The sequence below is a fragment of the Methermicoccus shengliensis DSM 18856 genome (assembly GCF_000711905.1).
GTDB lineage: Archaea > Halobacteriota > Methanosarcinia > DSM-18856 > Methermicoccaceae > Methermicoccus > Methermicoccus shengliensis.
The window spans coordinates 80629-96921 of record NZ_JONQ01000011.1 but is presented as its reverse complement, the minus strand read 5'-3'; the positions used below and the strand labels follow the sequence as shown (position 1 = coordinate 96921).

The 16293-nt window shown below is 59.0% G+C and carries 16 protein-coding genes; 4 read left to right on the top strand and 12 right to left on the bottom strand.

The features are described 5' to 3' along the window. Positions 1-53 precede the first annotated feature (53 nt). The 9 genes from mcrA to BP07_RS04325 form a co-directional block, all read right to left on the bottom strand. A complete protein-coding gene (mcrA, locus tag BP07_RS04365) occupies positions 54-1763 on the bottom strand; it encodes a coenzyme-B sulfoethylthiotransferase subunit alpha (protein ID WP_084174107.1) in 1710 nt (569 codons plus the stop codon). A gap of 6 nt (positions 1764-1769) precedes the next feature. Then, positions 1770-2516, bottom strand: a complete 747-nt coding sequence (gene mcrG / locus BP07_RS04360) for a coenzyme-B sulfoethylthiotransferase subunit gamma (RefSeq protein ID WP_042686201.1) — start codon at positions 2514-2516, stop codon at positions 1770-1772. A 12-nt stretch (positions 2517-2528) separates the two neighbouring features. After that, positions 2529-3140, bottom strand: coding sequence for a methyl-coenzyme M reductase I operon protein C (gene mcrC, locus BP07_RS04355; RefSeq protein ID WP_042686198.1), 612 nt, complete (start codon positions 3138-3140; stop codon positions 2529-2531). A 5-nt stretch (positions 3141-3145) separates the two neighbouring features. Then, on the bottom strand, positions 3146-3643 hold the full coding sequence (mcrD, locus tag BP07_RS04350) for a methyl-coenzyme M reductase operon protein D (protein ID WP_042686196.1): 498 nt from the start codon (positions 3641-3643) through the stop codon (positions 3146-3148). Positions 3644-3658: 15 nt separating this feature from the next. Beyond that, complete coding sequence (gene mcrB / locus BP07_RS04345; protein ID WP_042686194.1) at positions 3659-4960, bottom strand: coenzyme-B sulfoethylthiotransferase subunit beta; 1302 nt, start codon at positions 4958-4960, stop codon at positions 3659-3661. Between the two features lie 205 nt (positions 4961-5165). Next, positions 5166-5750, bottom strand: coding sequence for a cysteine hydrolase family protein (locus tag BP07_RS04340; RefSeq protein WP_042686192.1), 585 nt, complete (start codon positions 5748-5750; stop codon positions 5166-5168). Between the two features lie 47 nt (positions 5751-5797). Continuing rightward, a complete protein-coding gene (locus tag BP07_RS04335; protein ID WP_042686190.1) occupies positions 5798-7252 on the bottom strand; it encodes a cobyric acid synthase in 1455 nt (484 codons plus the stop codon). After that, positions 7239-7769 (bottom strand): metallophosphoesterase, encoded by a 531-nt coding sequence (locus BP07_RS04330; RefSeq protein ID WP_042686189.1) that lies wholly within the window; start codon positions 7767-7769, stop codon positions 7239-7241. Before BP07_RS04330 ends, BP07_RS04335 begins: the two co-directional genes overlap by 14 nt. Continuing rightward, positions 7766-9817 (bottom strand): ATP-dependent DNA helicase, encoded by a 2052-nt coding sequence (locus BP07_RS04325; protein WP_052353238.1) that lies wholly within the window; start codon positions 9815-9817, stop codon positions 7766-7768. The genes BP07_RS04330 and BP07_RS04325 overlap by 4 nt, the downstream gene beginning before the upstream one ends. 120 nt (positions 9818-9937) lie before the next feature. On the opposite strand from BP07_RS04325, the gene BP07_RS04320 reads away from it, so the two are divergent. The 4 genes from BP07_RS04320 to BP07_RS04305 all read left to right on the top strand — a co-directional run bounded on the left by BP07_RS04320 (position 9938) and on the right by BP07_RS04305 (position 13237). Further along, positions 9938-10483, top strand: a complete 546-nt coding sequence (locus tag BP07_RS04320; protein WP_042686187.1) for a TATA-box-binding protein — start codon at positions 9938-9940, stop codon at positions 10481-10483. Further along, positions 10483-10974, top strand: coding sequence for a DUF367 family protein (locus BP07_RS04315; protein WP_084174106.1), 492 nt, complete (start codon positions 10483-10485; stop codon positions 10972-10974). The genes BP07_RS04320 and BP07_RS04315 overlap by 1 nt, the downstream gene beginning before the upstream one ends. Positions 10975-10992: 18 nt before the next feature. After that, the gene (locus tag BP07_RS04310) at positions 10993-11286 is read left to right on the top strand and encodes a DUF424 domain-containing protein (protein ID WP_042686184.1); all 294 of its coding nucleotides are present in this window, start codon (positions 10993-10995) and stop codon (positions 11284-11286) included. Positions 11287-11359: 73 nt separating this feature from the next. Continuing rightward, complete coding sequence (locus BP07_RS04305; protein ID WP_245597046.1) at positions 11360-13237, top strand: PINc/VapC family ATPase; 1878 nt, start codon at positions 11360-11362, stop codon at positions 13235-13237. On the opposite strand, the gene larE is transcribed toward BP07_RS04305, so the two are convergent. The 3 genes from larE to BP07_RS04290 are packed head-to-tail and all read right to left on the bottom strand — an operon-like array spanning position 13234 to position 16254. After that, positions 13234-13995 carry an ATP-dependent sacrificial sulfur transferase LarE gene (gene larE / locus BP07_RS04300; RefSeq protein ID WP_042686181.1) on the bottom strand — a complete coding sequence of 254 codons (762 nt, stop codon included), beginning with the start codon at positions 13993-13995 and terminating at the stop codon, positions 13234-13236. The two genes, BP07_RS04305 and larE, sit on opposite strands and share 4 nt — an antisense overlap. Next, positions 13992-14984, bottom strand: a complete 993-nt coding sequence (purM, locus tag BP07_RS04295) for a phosphoribosylformylglycinamidine cyclo-ligase (RefSeq protein WP_042686178.1) — start codon at positions 14982-14984, stop codon at positions 13992-13994. The genes larE and purM overlap by 4 nt, the downstream gene beginning before the upstream one ends. 1 nt (position 14985) lies before the next feature. Next, on the bottom strand, positions 14986-16254 hold the full coding sequence (locus BP07_RS04290) for a 3-isopropylmalate dehydratase large subunit (RefSeq protein WP_042686175.1): 1269 nt from the start codon (positions 16252-16254) through the stop codon (positions 14986-14988). Between the last annotated feature and the right edge of the window lie 39 nt (positions 16255-16293).

Genomic DNA, 16293 nt, shown 5'->3' with positions numbered 1-16293 from the left:
CTTTTTTATGGTGATGGCCTTTTTTAATAAAAAAGAGTGAGGCGCAGGACGCCTCACTTGGCTGGCAGTATGAGAGCTCTCTCGCCAGCGCACCTGTCGAACTCTCTCACTGCACCCTTTGCGAACTCCTTTCTCACCTGCGTGAAGTCGAAGTTCAGCAGAGGGTCGGCGAATGCCACCTTCACCAGCGGGTTCACCACAAATGCGTCTCCCCGTCCGATGTGGCCAGAGGATGCGATGCCCGCATACTCGCCCTGGTGCCCCACGTTCATGGCGTAGTTGGGGTAGTTGGGCCCTCTGAGCTCGAGGGGCAGTCCCTCGTCGGACTGATAGGAGAACACGTTGGCTGCACCGCACTGGTCCTGCAGGTCGTATCCGAAGAACCCGAGCCTGCCCTCTGCCTCCTTGAGCAGGTACTGGGCGAGATACCATCCAGACAGGCCAGCCTGACTGTTTCCTGTGGCGAGACCAGTGGCGATGCCCGCAGCAGCCGCCACCACCGCAGCCCTCTGGGACCCACCAAACTGGTCCTCGAGCAGGGTCGGGAAGTACTCGTACTGCTCGATGGCGTATATCGCGGTCTCTGTGGCGATGTCCTTCACGGTCTCGAGCGTGGCTGGTGCCTGTGCGGGTCCACCATACTTGTCCACAGCGTACTCGTATCCGTAGTACGAGAAGTCATCGAGGATGTTGTTGGTGTATGCTGCGGTGGCATACTGCGTGAAGCCCACACCACCCGACATGTACGAGCCGAGCCATATCTGGTCGTACAGCATCGCACCAGCGGCCACGACCTCGAGTGATGCCTTGACCTTGTCGTCCGTCACCCTGTCTGCCTGCACGATGTCCGCGAGGTACCCAAACTGCAGTCCACCGGGCTCGTTGGGTCCCCTTGCCCTTCTTGCTGGAAGCATGTCGCCCATGCCCACGAGGGCTGCGTGCTTGGCGGCATATGCCAAATCGGCGACGGCTGCCTCACCAGCACACATCCTGTAGGCTGCGATGAAGGACATGCCTATTTGCATGGCCGTCCATCTGGATGTGGTGGCACCATCGCACGTCCTCACTACGATGGTGGGCACGTGCACCGCCTGCCACGTGGTCTTGCCGATGGCCGCCTTTATCTGGGCTGCCTTCTCCTCACCGAACTGCTTGTCGATGTCGATGAGGAAGCGCTTGTCGATTTCGTCCGCAAGCTCGTCGTCGCCTGTGAACACCTTCACATAGCAGTCGTCCACGAGCCCGGGGTGGGTCTCCACCATCATCTCCTGCACCACGGCAGCGCCGGGCATGGCGTGGTTGAGCACCTCGAGGTAGTGGTTGATTGTCTCGGGCGTCACCTCCTTGCCCAGCCTCTTCTCGAGCGTCTCGTGGGCGAGGTCCATGCCCACAATCACTGTCCTCCTGATGTCGTCCCACATCTGCTGCATCGCAGCATTGTTCACGAAGTGCAGGTCATCGCCATCACACAGCGTGTCTGTGGAGGACACCACATATGGCGTGATCTGCCTCTGTCCGAGGGGAATGCCTCCAAGGTGGAGCTTGGGATCGTATCCCGGAAGGCCCCTCTTGGCGGCAATCTCCTTGCCGTACTGCTCGAACTCCCGCTTTCTCGGGCTCTGGGCAGTTCCGAGCCTCAGGTACTTGGCCTTCTTGCTCGTGATGTCGGTGCTCACCTCAGTAGCCTTGTTCTCACCCCACTCCTGGGTGAACTTTATCTCCAGTGCCTTCTTGAATAGCTGCTCTCTATCTACCATCGTCATCACCTCTCACTGCGGCTGGAATCCGTACCTCGTTCTGAGCTCCCATATTCTCTGCACCCACTCCACGACCTCGCTGTCGCTCCTGAAGGGCACGTTGTCCACCCTGTATATCGTGGTGCGCTTGGCTGCCTCCTCCTCGGACATGGGCTTTCCAAGGTCGACCTTTCTGTCGAGTGGCACGCCCACCTGGTCCTTGTCCATTATGATGGTGCCACCCTCCAGCCTTCTCCTGTCCAGCATGTCGAACATCACGCCGTCCTCCTGCAGCCTGCACGAGTGTCCGTGCACCGTGGCGCCCCTGAGCCCAGCGAGTGCTGGGCAGGTCATCTCCGTCTCGATGCTCATCTTGCCGTACACCTCGACATCCCGCTCACGTGCCTCCACTATCTGCCTTCCAGACAGCGTGCCCGGGTCAACGCCCCTGTGGTTGATTGCCGCATAGTACGACCTCCAGTATGGGGTCGCTGGTGCATTGTACATCGAGTCTGTCCACTGCACATACCTTATTCTGTCCCCGGCAGCAGCGCCCGGAGTGGGCTCCACTATCTCCCTTATGGGACAGTCCGGCTCACCCATCTCTGCGAGTGGTGGGTGAGTGCTGGGGTAGTCGCTTCCCGGGGCTCTATGCCCGAGAATTGCTGTGAGGTCCTCATCCGAGATTTCCCTCAGCTTCTCAACGTTGCCCGACATGTGCTTTCGCCTGTTCTGGGCAACACTCGTGTTTCCTGGATAATATTGTGGTTCATAAGCCATATTCAACACTCCTCAAGATTCCTGTTCTTCGAGTATCCTCCTGATATGTCGAACGATCTCGTTTATCTTCCTCCTTGGACAGGTTTGACCCCTCACGATGCCGCTCACGATTGCCGCCACATACCCCTTGGTCTCCACCCTGTCTGGAAGGGGCTTTACCACGACTGTGGGTACTCCCTCCTTGGCGAAGTCCTCGAAGTCCACGGGTATCTGACAGGCGATGATGGCGGGAACTGCTGCATGGCTCAGGATGAGCTTTGCCTTCGAGACCACGTGTGCCCTGACGTTGCCGAGGTGAATCAGCGCGACCTTGTGGCGCTCTATCTGCTCGAACTCACGCGCCGTGAGCCCGAACTTGGAGCCCCTCGCTGGCTTTCCCTTCTCCTCTGGGATGCCAGCGCCCGCGTTGAGCACCAGCACGCTCACCTGTATTCCCTCTCTGCGCAGTCCATGCGTGATCTCGCACACGGGCTTGGTGATGTGCCTTCTTCCGGGAGACATCGCGATTGCCACCACATCGGGCCTTCCAGTCTCGGACAGCGTGCCCCTCTGGGCAAGCCCTCCTCCCACACCGAGCCCCATGCCCTGACGGCAGTCAACGCACTGCGTCTCCCTTCCAATCATGGCACTCACCTCTCTTCCTCATCCTTTCGCCCGATGACGGTGAGCCCCTCGAGCCTTGCTCTCTGTTTGGGGTCCGTCATTCCCAGCAGCTTCTCGTCCGCATCAGGGCCCAGCTTAGCATAGTCCGTGACTGTGGGCTTCTTGGGGAAGAACAGCCCCTCCCTCAGGATGTAACCAAACGGAAGCGTCTCATCGCAGATTTCCCTAATCTGCTCTATCAGGTCCCTGCTCCCCAGCTCCAGCCTTATCCTGCCCACCTGCACGGTCAGCTCGAACACCTCGTCGCCGACCTTGATCACCTTTCGCTCGCGGTGCTCCACTGGAAGCCCTGTGGCAGGTCCAGAGGGCACGTAGGCGGGCAGCTTCTCGCCGAGGATGACCATCCTCTCGATGCCCTCGAGCTCGACGATGCGGCTGAGCAGCTTCTGGGCGGTCTCTGGAAAGAGCAGCCTCTTTGGGAATATCTCGATCTGCACTGCTTCCTTCTGGGCGTCTTGCGGCATGTGAGGCACCTATACTTAGAGGGACGCCGCCACGGTCTTGATGGGCTCTCTGAACTCTGGTATCGAGCCATACACGGTTCCGACGACCGCAGAGGTCATCTCTGGTGAGAACATCTGCGTGCCCGCATCGAGGGCCACGGCAGCAGCCACGCACGGAATGGCGAAGCCTCTGGAGTGCCTCGTCACGATGTGGTTTCCGTTGAACACACCAGGACCACCACCACCATAGATGGAGTGGCTGAAGAACGAGAACCCGACGGCAGTGCCCTGCACCTTTCCATAGTCACAGCCCGGAAGCCCTGTCTCCTTCTCGAGCAGGTCGTTGAAGTACAGCAGTGTGGAGGACACGCACTGGGCAGCCCTTGCGGCACCGCAGTTCACCATCGTGGCAGCGAGCGAGCCAGCGGCGGCATAGGCATTCCAGAGCATCACGTCGTTCGCCTTGTAGAACTTGTATCCAGATGGAGCCACCTTGTCCACAGATATCACGCCGTCCTCCAGCGCCCTCTCCACGATGGAGTGCACCACAGTACCGATTGTTCCACTCTTGCCCTGCTCCTTCACGGTCTCGTACACGATGTTGTTTGCGTTGAGGCCCTGATAGGCAAGCCCGAGCAGCTGATGTCTCTCGAACATGCCGATGGCATTGCCCATCTCGAACTCACCGCACTGCTCGAGAATGGATGAGAGCGCGGCTGCGTTCATGGCATTTCGCTGCGTAATGGCTGCGATGTGGTTTGCCATGATGTTCCTCAGGGTGAAGCCAAGACCCTCATCCTTCTGGGGTATCTCGAGGATGGAGGATACGTTTCCACCATTGAGACCAATCGTCTGAGGATAGTCGCCCCACACGGCTGCCTTCACCATACAGGCATCGAATATCCCCACATCAAACAGCTCGATGATGGCCTGGGTGATGGCTGCCGCAGACGCAGTGATACTGGACACGTACTCAGCGCCGCTCTCGAGCCTCGCACTCGGCACCTGCACTTTAAGGAACTTACCTCCTGCCAGCACCTCGACTGTTGTGTCATCCCCCTCATTGACCTGAACGAGCTCCTTGACTCTCTCTGCAAGCCTCTCGGCGTTGGCTACGATATCGAGCTTCATCTCCTTGCCGGGGATCTTTTTTACCTTTCCAATTCTCCCGTTGGCAAGGGCCTTCTCAATTCCACCGAGGTTGACGGCTGCAGTTCTCTTCGTGTCGTGGATGATGGTCCTTATTGCCCTATTTCTGGTTGGCGCAAGGTCCATTATATCCACGTCACTCGCAAGAAGCTTCCCTCGGTCACTGTATATGTCCACCTTGTCAGACAAGTCCTTTCCTCCTTTTTAGCTGTGGAGTTCACGAGGGTGCACGCTCGAGGAGGTATATCTCCCTTAGCGTGCCCACCCTCCTATATGGAGTATCCTACTTAAATCTTGTGCCATTGCTCTAAAACTCTAAAATAAGGAAATATTACCAAGGATATGGAGGGGTTTTTCTTGAAATTTGAAAAATCCAGACAAACCCGTGTTCAGCTTACTGCAGACCGATTTCATCCACTGAGCATATGTGGGCGGTGAACACCTCACCCATGTGGTACAGCGCATAGCCCATGTCGTAGTCGGATAGGGCTGCCACCGCCTCCACGGGAACGACCACGTCCACGCCCCTCATCATCATGTCGCATGCGGTGTGCAGCACGCACACGTTGGCGAGCGTTCCACACACCACCGCACGCTCGATTTCGAGGTCGAGCATGTGCTCATGAATATCGGTGTCGTAGAACGGTGAGTATCTCGTCTTCTTGAACACCAGCTCCATCTCGAGTGGTGCGAGCTCATCCACTATCTCGGCTCCCCAGCTCCCCTCCACGCAGTGGGGACCCCATCTGCCAAACTCTACATCATCGGGCTCGTGCCAGTCCTGCGTGAATCCCACTGGGGCGCCCGCCTCTCTGAACACCTCGAGCAGCCTGCTTATGCTGGGTATGATTTTTTCGGAGTTCTCGGAATACAGGGCTCCCTCTTTCTTACAGAAGTCGTTCTGCATGTCCACGATGAGCAGCATCGTGTGCTCTGCATCAAGGCTGCCAGCGCTCATGAGCACGGTGTTGGCTCTCAATGGTTATAGCTTTAACTAAAGCGGGCGGGAAGCCCCCTTTCATATGGCTATGCTATCATGCTGTATAGCTTATCCATATCGATGTGCTCCTCGAACAGCCTCGCAAGCTCATCAAACGGATCATCATCGTTCGGACGGCACACAGGGGGTATGCCCTTTTTCTCACACACATGACCCATGAGCGCATCCACCATGCACGCATTGTCGAACAGCCCATGCAGATACGTGCCAATCACGAGCCCATCCTCGCTGATGCACCCGTCGTCCTCGAAGGCGGGCCTCGTGGAGGTGGTCTTGCCCATGTGTATCTCGTAGCCCCTCACCTTCATGCCCTTGACCCTGCCCAGTATGGGACCATCTCCAGTGATGGTCTTCTCAACCTGCACGGTGCGCTTCTCGTAGGCGTCGAACACCGTGCTAACATCCAGCAGCCCGAGCCCCTCGTGGATGCCCGCCTTGCCCTCCACGCCCACATCGACGACGCGCCTTCCCAGCATCTGGTATCCACCACAGATGCCAATCACCGGGATGCCCTTCCTCGCAGCCTCCAGAACCCGCTCTGCCATGCCAGAGCTCCACAGCTGCGCAAGGTCGTCCACCGTGTTCTTGGTGCCCGGCAGTATCACCACATCGGGGCTTCCCAGACTCTCGTGCAGGTCCACATAGCGCACGGATGCCACTCTCTCCAGCGGCTCGAAGTCCGTGAAGTTGGATATGCGGGGAAGCCTTATCACGGCGATGTCCACGTCTGCCCTCGGGCCCCCTCGCTTATCCTCGATGGACACCGAGTCCTCAGAGGGTATGTTGAGCCTCGTGTGGGGCAGCACACCCAGAAACTGCATGCCCGTGAGCTCCTCTATCATGCGAGGTCCGTCCCCGAGAAGCGTGGGGTCCCCCCTCAGCTTGTTGATTATGAACCCCTTCACGAGGGGGCGTATGTCCTCTGGAAGGAGCATCCACGTGCCATACAGGCTGGCAAACACCCCACCCCTCTCGATGTCTCCCACGAGGATGATGGTGGGCTTGAGGGCTCTTGCAATTCTTATGTTGGCTATGTCGCGCTCGTACAGGTTAATCTCGGCAGCCCCGCCCGCACCCTCAATCACCATTAGCTCGTGGGAGGACAGCCTCTGCACAGAGTCGAGCACGAACTCCATCATCTCGTCCACGCTCATGTAGTAATCACCAGCCGACACGTCTGCAAAGGGCTTACCCTGCACCACCACCTGCGAGATGGCATCACCCTTGGGCTTTAGCAGGATGGGGTTCATGTGCACCGAGGGCTCCACCCCTGCAGCCCATGCCTGTATCGCCTGTGCGATACCCATCTCCCCACCCTCACGGGTCACCCACGAGTTCAGGCTCATGTTCTGGGACTTGAAGGGCACCACGTCCACCCCTCTCTTTGCAAAGATGCGGCACAGCGCCGTGACCACAATGCTCTTTCCCACGTGCGAGGCGCATCCCAGCACCATGATTCTTTGTTGCTCACTCAACACCATTGCCCCCGAACTTCGAAAAATTGAGGTATTCACAAGCTGGTTTTCCTATTGGCACGACCTTCACATAAACATTTCCCTCATGGATGTGCAGCCATACCACGCTGGGCTCGCTCATGCGGGGATACGTGGGGCTCCCAGGGCATATGGTGAGCACCTTGGAGCGGCTGAGCAGGGGGCGGTGCAGGTGGCCATACACCAGCACGTCCACGCCCATCTCGAGCGCCCTGTATCGGGATGCCTGCTCTGGCTGCCAGTCCCCGACACTGTGCACCACCCCTATTCTCACGCCCCCGAGCACAAACACCCTGTGCTCTGGAAGCAACGAGCGCACCTCATCGTCGTCCGAGTTGCCGCACACTGCATACACGGGCACCTGCCCCTCAAGAGCCTCGTAGAACGACATGCTCACGAGGTCTCCCGCATGGATGCACGCATCTGCCTCATCGAGCTGCACTGCGATTGAGCGTGGAAGGCGGGCTTCTGTGAGATGAGTGTCCGCCATCACCAGCACGTTCATGCCCTCACCTCCCCAATCCAGCCCGCTATCATGGAGCACTCGGCTCCGTCCACCAGCCTCATCTCATCCCTTATCCACGAGGGCAGGTATTCCACCACCCCGCTCTTCGCGAACCTGCTGTCGCACAGCATGAGCACCCCTATATCGTTCTCTGAGCGTATCACCCTTCCGAGCGCCTGCATCGCCCTGTTCAGCGCTGGAAGGGTGTATGCGAGCAGCATTCCCATCTGCCTGCCATGCCGTCTCACATAGTAGCGGTTTATCCTTCTTTGCACCTCGGTGTATGCCGAGAGGGGAAGGCCAATGACCGCCGCCCCCTCCAATGACCTTCCAGCGTAGTCCACCCCCTCGGAGAGCTTGCCACCGCACACAGCCAGGAGCACCCCTCCCCTACCAGAGGCGCATTCGAAGAACTCCGAAAGCAGCCTTGGAATTGCCTTAGTCTCCTTGGGCTCGATAAACACCCTCTTGTGGCTCTTACTCGCACACCGCTCACAGAATGCCCTGTACTGCTCGAGCATGCCGTACGATGTGAAGTACAGCGCCACATTGCCATCCACTCCCTCTATGAGCCCCCTGATGTGCTCCTCTATCTCGGATATGTTGTGGGGGTCGTTGCGCATCGAGGACAGGGTGGTGGCGCTTTTCGATGCGAGCACCAGCCTGTTGGATGCTGGAAAGCTGTTGGGAAGCACGAGCTTCTGTGCCCTGCCGCTCTCCCCGAAGAAGTACAGCTCGTAGGCATCTATGGGGGAGAGCGTGCCAGAGAGCATGATGGTGCAGCTCACAGAGTCCACGAGCCTTCGAAGATATGGGCTCGGGTCTATCACGCCAGCCCACAGCTCATCCCCCTCCCCCTTTGCCACGAGGCACGTCTCGTCCCCCTTCGCGCGCACGCACAGCCTGAGGAACTCGGCAATGCGGGCGAGGTGCACCTCGGGAAACTCCATCATGCTCCTCTTGTGCTGGCGTATCACCTCCACGAGGTCGAGCATGCGCACCACCATGTGCTCGTCGTCCCTCTCCAGCACCTCGGCGAACAGAAAGTCGCACAGCGCATGGGGGTCGAGCACGTCATCGGGCTTGCGCTCTCTCATGTGCTCCACGTACTCTGTAAGCCTTTTCAGCACACCCCTCGTCATGAGCACATCGTCCATTATGGCGGCATCGAGCTCTCCCTTCGAGAGGACGTCGAGCTCAGAGAGCGCTCTCCCCACCGCCCTCACACCGATTCTTGCGGTGTTTATGGAGCGCACCGCATCGCCCACGTTGTGAGCCTCGTCCAGCACCAGCACGGTGTTCTCTGGCTCGAGGTTCAGCCATCTGAACACCACGTCCCGCATGCGCTCATCGAGCACGTGGTGGTAGTTGAGCACCACGATATCGGAGAACCTCGCTGCGACCGCCATCACCTCGTATGGGCACGTGCGCTCGCACGTCTTTTTGAGCTCGGAGGGGGAGAGCACGCTGTGCACCACTCTCGCCGCATCCCTCATGGCACGCTCTGAGGGCTGCACCACCACCTTCCCATCTCTGAGCAGTGCGCTCTTCGAGCGGGCATAATAGGGACACGCACGTCTGTGCGTACCCCTGCCCTCCTCCAGAAGGGCGGTGAGCACGGGGTCCTCCTCCACGGTGTACCTCTCCCGCCCGAGTGCCCTCATCCTCGCCTCGAGGGCGTTCTTGGTGAGAATCTTGAGCAGCTCGCATCCAGCATAGGGGTTCTCGAACTCTCCTGCGATTGGGCACATCTTGGGCTTTCCCACCAGATATGCAATCTCGGGACGCTTTTTCGTGTGCTCCCTGATTCTTCGTATCTCGCTGAGATACCCCTCCACCTGACTGGTGGTGCGAAGCGCAATCACCACCCTTCTTGCACCCTTGGCTGCGAGCACCGCCGAGATTGCGCTCGTCTTGCCACTGCCAGTCGGGGCGTCCACCATGAGCACAGCGTGCTCCCCCTTCCTCACGCATCGCTCCACCGCCTCGAGCATCACCCTCTGATTGGGACGGTAGCTGGGGTATGCAAACCACTGCTCGTATGCCATCTCCCTAAGGCTTGCACCCCTCCTTTATTACCCTGTTCATGGCCGCATGGCTGGCTTGGAAACCCTTTAAATAATAGTTTAAATACTGCTATCCTCACATACTCGGGTGGTTGAATTGCAATGGCTGAGATAAAGATTGAGAATGTGGTGGCATCTACAAAGCTCGCGGAGTCGTTCGACCTCAACAAGATAGTGGAGGAGTTCGAGGAGGCGGAGTACAACAAGAAGAAGTTTCCCGGGCTTGTGTACAGGGTGAAGAATCCCAAGGCGGCGTTCCTCGTGTTCACCTCTGGCAAGATTGTGTGTACAGGTGCCAAGAGCGTGGAGAACGTGCACACCGTGATCAACATGATTGCCAAGAAGATGAGAGAGCATGGCATACCGACGCTGGACAAGCCGGACATCAGAGTGCAGAACATCGTTGCCTCTGCGGACCTTGGAAGCGAGCTCAACCTGAATGCCATTGCCATAGGGCTTGGGTTCGAGAACATTGAGTACGAGCCAGAGCAGTTTCCGGGGCTGGTGTACAGGCTGGACGAGCCACGGGTGGTGGTGCTCATATTCAGCTCTGGCAAGCTCGTGGTCACGGGAGGCAAGTCCCCAGAGGCATGCATGGAGGGCGTGGACAAGGTGAGACAGCAGCTCGAGAGCATGGGAATGCTGTGATGCGGCTGTATATCTACTACGCCAACCAGTGCGACCCGAAGAAGTGCACGGGAAAGAAGCTCGCAAGGTTCGGGCTTGCAGAGCTGGTGAGGGACAGAAGAAGGCTTCCCAGGGGCGCCATACTGCTCAACCCCTTTGCGAAAGAGGTGCTCTCGAGGCAGGATGCAGGGGCTCGGGCGCTGTGCGTGCTGGACTGCTCGTGGGCGCACGCTCAGGAGGTGTTTGCCTCGAGGCTTCCCCTGAGGTCCAGAAGGCTGCCCTATCTTGTGGCATCCAACCCCGTGAACTTTGGAAAGCCCCACAGGCTCACCACCGCAGAGGCGTTTGCAGCCGCCCTCTACATCATGGGTTATGAGGAGCATGCTCGAAGGATTATGAGCAAGTTCAACTGGGGGCACACGTTCTTCGAGCTCAACGAGATGCCCCTGAAGGATTACGCGTGCGCCAGCACCCCAGAGGATGCCCGAAAGGCGGAGGAGTGGTATGTATGATGTGGAGGAGTGGTATGTATGATGTACCTCAAGAAGTACGTGTGCGGTAAAACGGTGCTCGTCGCTGCGTGTGATGAGGAGCTCGTGGGAAGGACGCTCAGGCAGGGAAAGCTCAAGCTGCACGTGAGCGAGCAGTTCTATGTGGGCGAGCGTGTGGAAGAGGCAGCGATGATAGAGGAGATAAGACGTGCAGACATCTCCAATCTCGTGGGAGAGCATGTGGTGGGCTGCGCGATAAGGGCTGGAGAGGTGCTCGAGGAGAACGTGCTGTATATCGAGGGGGTGCCCCATGCTCAGATAGTGAGGCTTTAGGTGGTAGGCACTTAGGCGGTGTGCCTTATATATAGCACGGATGCATAGAGCACACATTCGAAGGGTAGATCACATGAGTGAGAGTGATACAAGGCGTGAGGATGTGTCCCCAGAGCAGGCGATGCGAAGGAGCAGGATGCTCAACAAGGGAATTGTACCAGACACGAGCACGATAATAAACGGGCAGGTGAGCACGCTCATCAGGCGGAGGGGGCTCAGCGGGTGCGTGGTGTACATCCACGAGGCAGTGGTGGCTGAGCTCGAGTCGCTGGCGAACAAGGGCATGGACGTCGGCTTCAAGGGGCTAAAGGAGCTCAGAAAGCTCACCGACATGGGAAAGCGGGGCGAGATCAAGGTGGTGCACACTGGCGAGAGGCCCACGCTCGAGCAGATAAGGTTTGCCAAGAGCGGTGCCATCGATGCGATGATTCGCCAGCTGGCTTCCGAAAAGAAGGCAGTGCTGCTCACGGCAGACAGGGTGCAGGGCGAGGTGGCTTCAGCATACGGCATAGATGTGGAGTATACCTTCAGGCGCACCCGCAGCCGAAGGCTCAAGCTCGAGCAGTTCTTTGAGGAGGACGTCACCTCGGTGCACCTCAAGAGCGGGTGCTACCCTGTTGTGAAGCGGGGTCCCCCCGGTGCCCAGCGTGTGGAGCGGGTGGGCAACAAGAAGCTCACCGACAGGGAGCTCGAGAGGATGATACACCAGCTGTATGCGCGGGCTGGAAAGGAGAAGGGCTCGTATGTGGAGATCGAGCGTGCTGGAGCCACGGTGCTGCAGATTGGAGACATGCGCATCGCGATTACCAAGCCAGCGTTCTCGGATGCGCTCGAGATAACAGCGGTACGCCCCACGGTGATGGTGGACCTCGACTCGTACAGGTTCGCAGACGAGCTTAAAAAGCGCATTGTGGAGAGGCAGCGGGGCGTGCTCGTCGCAGGTCCTCCGGGCGCTGGAAAGAGCGCCTTTGCCTCGGGAGTGGCACGCTATCTCACAGAGCAGGGGTTCATCGTCAAGACGATGGAGTCCCCGAGAGACCTTCAGGTTGGAGACGAGGTCACGCAGTACACCAAGCTCGATGGAAGCATGGAGAACACCGCAGACATACTGCTGCTGGTCCGTCCAGATTACACGATATATGATGAGCTCAGAAAGACCTCGGACTTCAAGGTATTCGCAGACATGCGGCTTGCGGGCGTGGGCATGGTGGGCGTGGTGCACGCCAGCCGTGCGATAGATGCCGTGCAGCGCATGCTCGGCAGGGTGGAGCTGGGCATGATTACACAGGTGGTGGACACGGTGGTGTTCATCGACCGTGGCGAGGTGAGCAAGGTGTACGACCTGAGGTTCACCGTCAAGGTGCCCTCCGGGATGTATGATGAGGACCTCGCAAGGCCCGTCATCCTGGTGGAGGACTTTGAGACCAAGCGCCCCGAGTACGAGATATACACGTATGGCGAGCAGGTGGTGGTCATGCCAGTGGAGGAGGTCGAGCACGAGACATCGCCAGAGTCGAAGCTGGCTGCAGAGCAGGTCAGGGCGACCCTGTCGAGGTATGCGAGGGAGGCTCTGGATGTGGAGGTAAAGGGCGGAAGGGCGACGGTGCACGCCTCCAAGGGGGACATTCCCAGGCTCATAGGCAGGGGCGGACGCAACATCGAGAGGCTCGAGCACGAGCTGGGCATGCACATCGATGTCAGGGAGAGAGAAGATGAGCTGCCCCATGGAGGATTTGAGCTGGAGGGCTTCAGGGTGACAAAGCGCTCGCTCGTGCTCGTGTTCTCATCGCTTCAGGGAAAGGACGTGGACGTGTTCGTGGGTGATGACTATCTGTTCAGTGCGACCGTGAGGAAGAAGGGCGAGATCAAGGTTCCCAAGAACTCGGACATCGCAAGGCAGCTAAGGGAGGCGCTGGACAGGGGGCTTGGGGTGTGGGCAAGGCCCATTTAGATGTCCATGCTTCCGCTTCTGAACCCCTCGAGGTCAAGGGTGATGTAGGAAAAGCCCAGCCCACGCAGGCTTCTTGCGATTTTCTCCCGGTGCTCGAGGGCACGGGCCAGGTCCTCGATGGGCACCTCGATTCTCGCCACACCACCATGTGCCCTGACCCGAAGCTGCAAAAAGCCCATCTGCCGAAGCTCGCTTTCCGCCCTTCTGATTCTCTCAATCTTCTCATGGGTGATGGGCTCGCCATACGGGATGCGGCTGGCAAGACACGCGCTCGATGGCTTGCTCGCGCATTTTAGGCCCATGTCCTCTGCCATCCTCCTTATCTCGTCCTTGGTGATGCCCACCTCAAGATACGGGGAGAGCACCCCATGCTCGCGCAGCGCCCGTATGCCGGGCCTTGGCTGGCTTAAATCAGAGACGTTCGTACCCTCCACTATGTTCCACGTGGGATACAGGGCTCTCGCAGAGCGTATTACTGCAAGCTTGCAGTGGTAGCATCTATCGCGCGGGTTCTGAGCCACTGGGGAGGAGAGGATGTCCACCTCCTTTACCACGTGCTCGATGCCAAGGCTTCTGGCAGTGCGCCGTGCCTCCTCGAGCTCGCCCTCGCCAAGCAGCCCCGTGTCCACTGTGAGCGCCACTGCCCGCGCTCTGGCCTCCACCGCGAGAGCACACAGCAGCGTGCTGTCCACTCCCCCAGAATACAGAATCACGAGGGGGCTGTGCTCCGCAAGGTAGCTCTTCAGCTTCTCCCTCATAGCTCGATGTCCCCGACGGTGATGCCCTCTTCGACCACTTCGCCCACCACCCTGGCGTCCTTAAGAAGCGAGAGCACCCCTGTGCTCTCAGAGGGCGGGCACACCACGAGAAAGCCCATGCCCATGTTGAATGTGGTGTACATCTCGTGCTCCTCTATGTCGCCAAGCTCCTGCAGGAATCGGAAGATGGGCTGTGGCGGAAGTGGGGAGTGGATGTGAAAGCCAAGAGAGGTGAGCCTTCTGAGCTTCGTGAGCCCCCCACCAGTGATGTGGGCAAGGGCGTGCACCTCGCACCTTCTGAGCACTTGGAGCACCTCGGTGTATATGCGGGTCGGGATGAGCATCACCTCGCCTATGCTTTTGGTGGGCTCTAAGGGGAAGGGGTCGGTGTAGGAGAGCCCAGCCTCCTCGACGAGCCTTCTTGCGAGCGTGTATCCATTGGAGTGCAGTCCGCTCGAGGGAATGCCGATGAGCACGTCTCCAACCTCTATGCGCTCTCCTGTAATCAGGGCGTCCCTTTTCACGATGCCAACGGCAGAGCCAGCGAGGTCAAAGCCCCTTATGAGCTCTGGCAGCGTGGCGGTCTCTCCTCCCACCACCGAGATGTTGGCGAGCCTCGCCCCTTCCGAGAGTCCCTTTCCGATTTGGGCAGCCACGTGCTCGTCCATGTGCTCGAGGGCGAGGTAGTCCACGAATGCGAGCGGCTCTGCCCCAACGCACAGCAGGTCGTTCACGTTCATCGCTATGCAGTCTATGCCTATGGTGTCGTACCTGCCAAGCGCCCGTGCCACGAGCACCTTGGACCCCACACCATCGGTGGTGAGCGCGAGCACATACTCCCCGAGGTCTATGAGCCCAGCATAGTGCCCTATGCCATGGAGGGGTGCGCCCCACCCCTCCCGCCTGTATGAGAGAGCCTTCGAGAGGCTGCGGATGATGTCCTGCTCCCTGCGGATATCCACGCCAGCCTCGCGGTACGTTTTTACCATGCTACACCTCTCTCGGGTCGGTTATCTCGCCATACAGGGCGGTGGCTGCTGCAGTCGATGGCGAGCCCAGATACACGAAGGAGTGTGGACTGCCCTCCCTCCCCTGGAAGTTGCGGTTGGATGTGGCAAAGCCCACCTCTCCATCGCCAAGAAGCCCGAACGAGCCGCCCATGCAGGGACCACAGCACGGATGCTCCACGATGGCTCCAGCCTCCACCAGCCCCTCCACGATGCCCTCTCTCAGGGCTCGCATGTACTCTGCCCTGCTGGCGGGAATCACTATGAGCCTCACCGACCTTGGGATGTGCTCACCCTTCAGGATGTCGTATGCTGCCTCGAGGTCCTCGTATCTGCCGTTGGTGCACGAGCCGATGAACACCTGATCAACGGGAGTGCCCGCCACTTCGTCCACCGGGTGCACGTTGTCCACCCTGTGGGGCACCGCCACCTGTGGGGGAAGGTCGGACACGTCGTAGTGGTGCACAGCCTCGTACGACGCGTCCTCATCGCTTCTCCAGTGCGCATCGAGCTCAAAGCCCTCCACCCGCTCTGCTATGTACCGCTCGGTCCTCTCATCTGGCTCTATGAGCCCAGCCTTGCCCCCCATCTCGATTGCCATGTTGGACATCGTCATCCTCGATGCGATGCTCATGCTGCGCACCGTGCTGCCAGCGAACTCGCACGCCCTATAGGTGGCACCATCTGCCCCGATGTCGCCTATTATCCTCAGGATGATGTCCTTGGAGTGCACCCTTCGGGGCAGAGCGCCCTCGATCTCGAACCTGATGGTCGAGGGCACCTTAAACCACAGCCTGCCAAGAGCGAGCACTGCCGCCATATCGGTGCTGCCTACGCCAGTGGAGAATGCCCCGAGCGCCCCGTAGGCACATGTGTGGGAGTCCGCCCCCACGATGAGCTCGCCGGGGAGCACGTGTCCCTTCTCTGGGAGCACCTGATGGCATATGCCCTCCAGCACGTCGTAGTTGAGTATGCCCTGCTCCCGTGCGAACTGTCGGAGCATTATGTGGTTCTTTGCCGCCTGAAGCGAGTCTGCTGGCACCTGATGGTCGAACACCATTATCACCCTCGAGGGGTCCCACACCCTCGGGGCTCTGCCCCTCGTGATTTCCAGAAACCCCTCGATGGCAAGCGGTCCAGTGATATCGTGAATCATCGCCTTGTCTATCTGTGCGAGCACGAACTCGCCAGCCCGCACATCTTTTCCAGCTGCCCTCGAGAATATCTTCTCGGCAAGGGTGCTACCACTCATGTCTCGCCTCCGCTTCCTCTCGTATCTGGGTGCTTATTA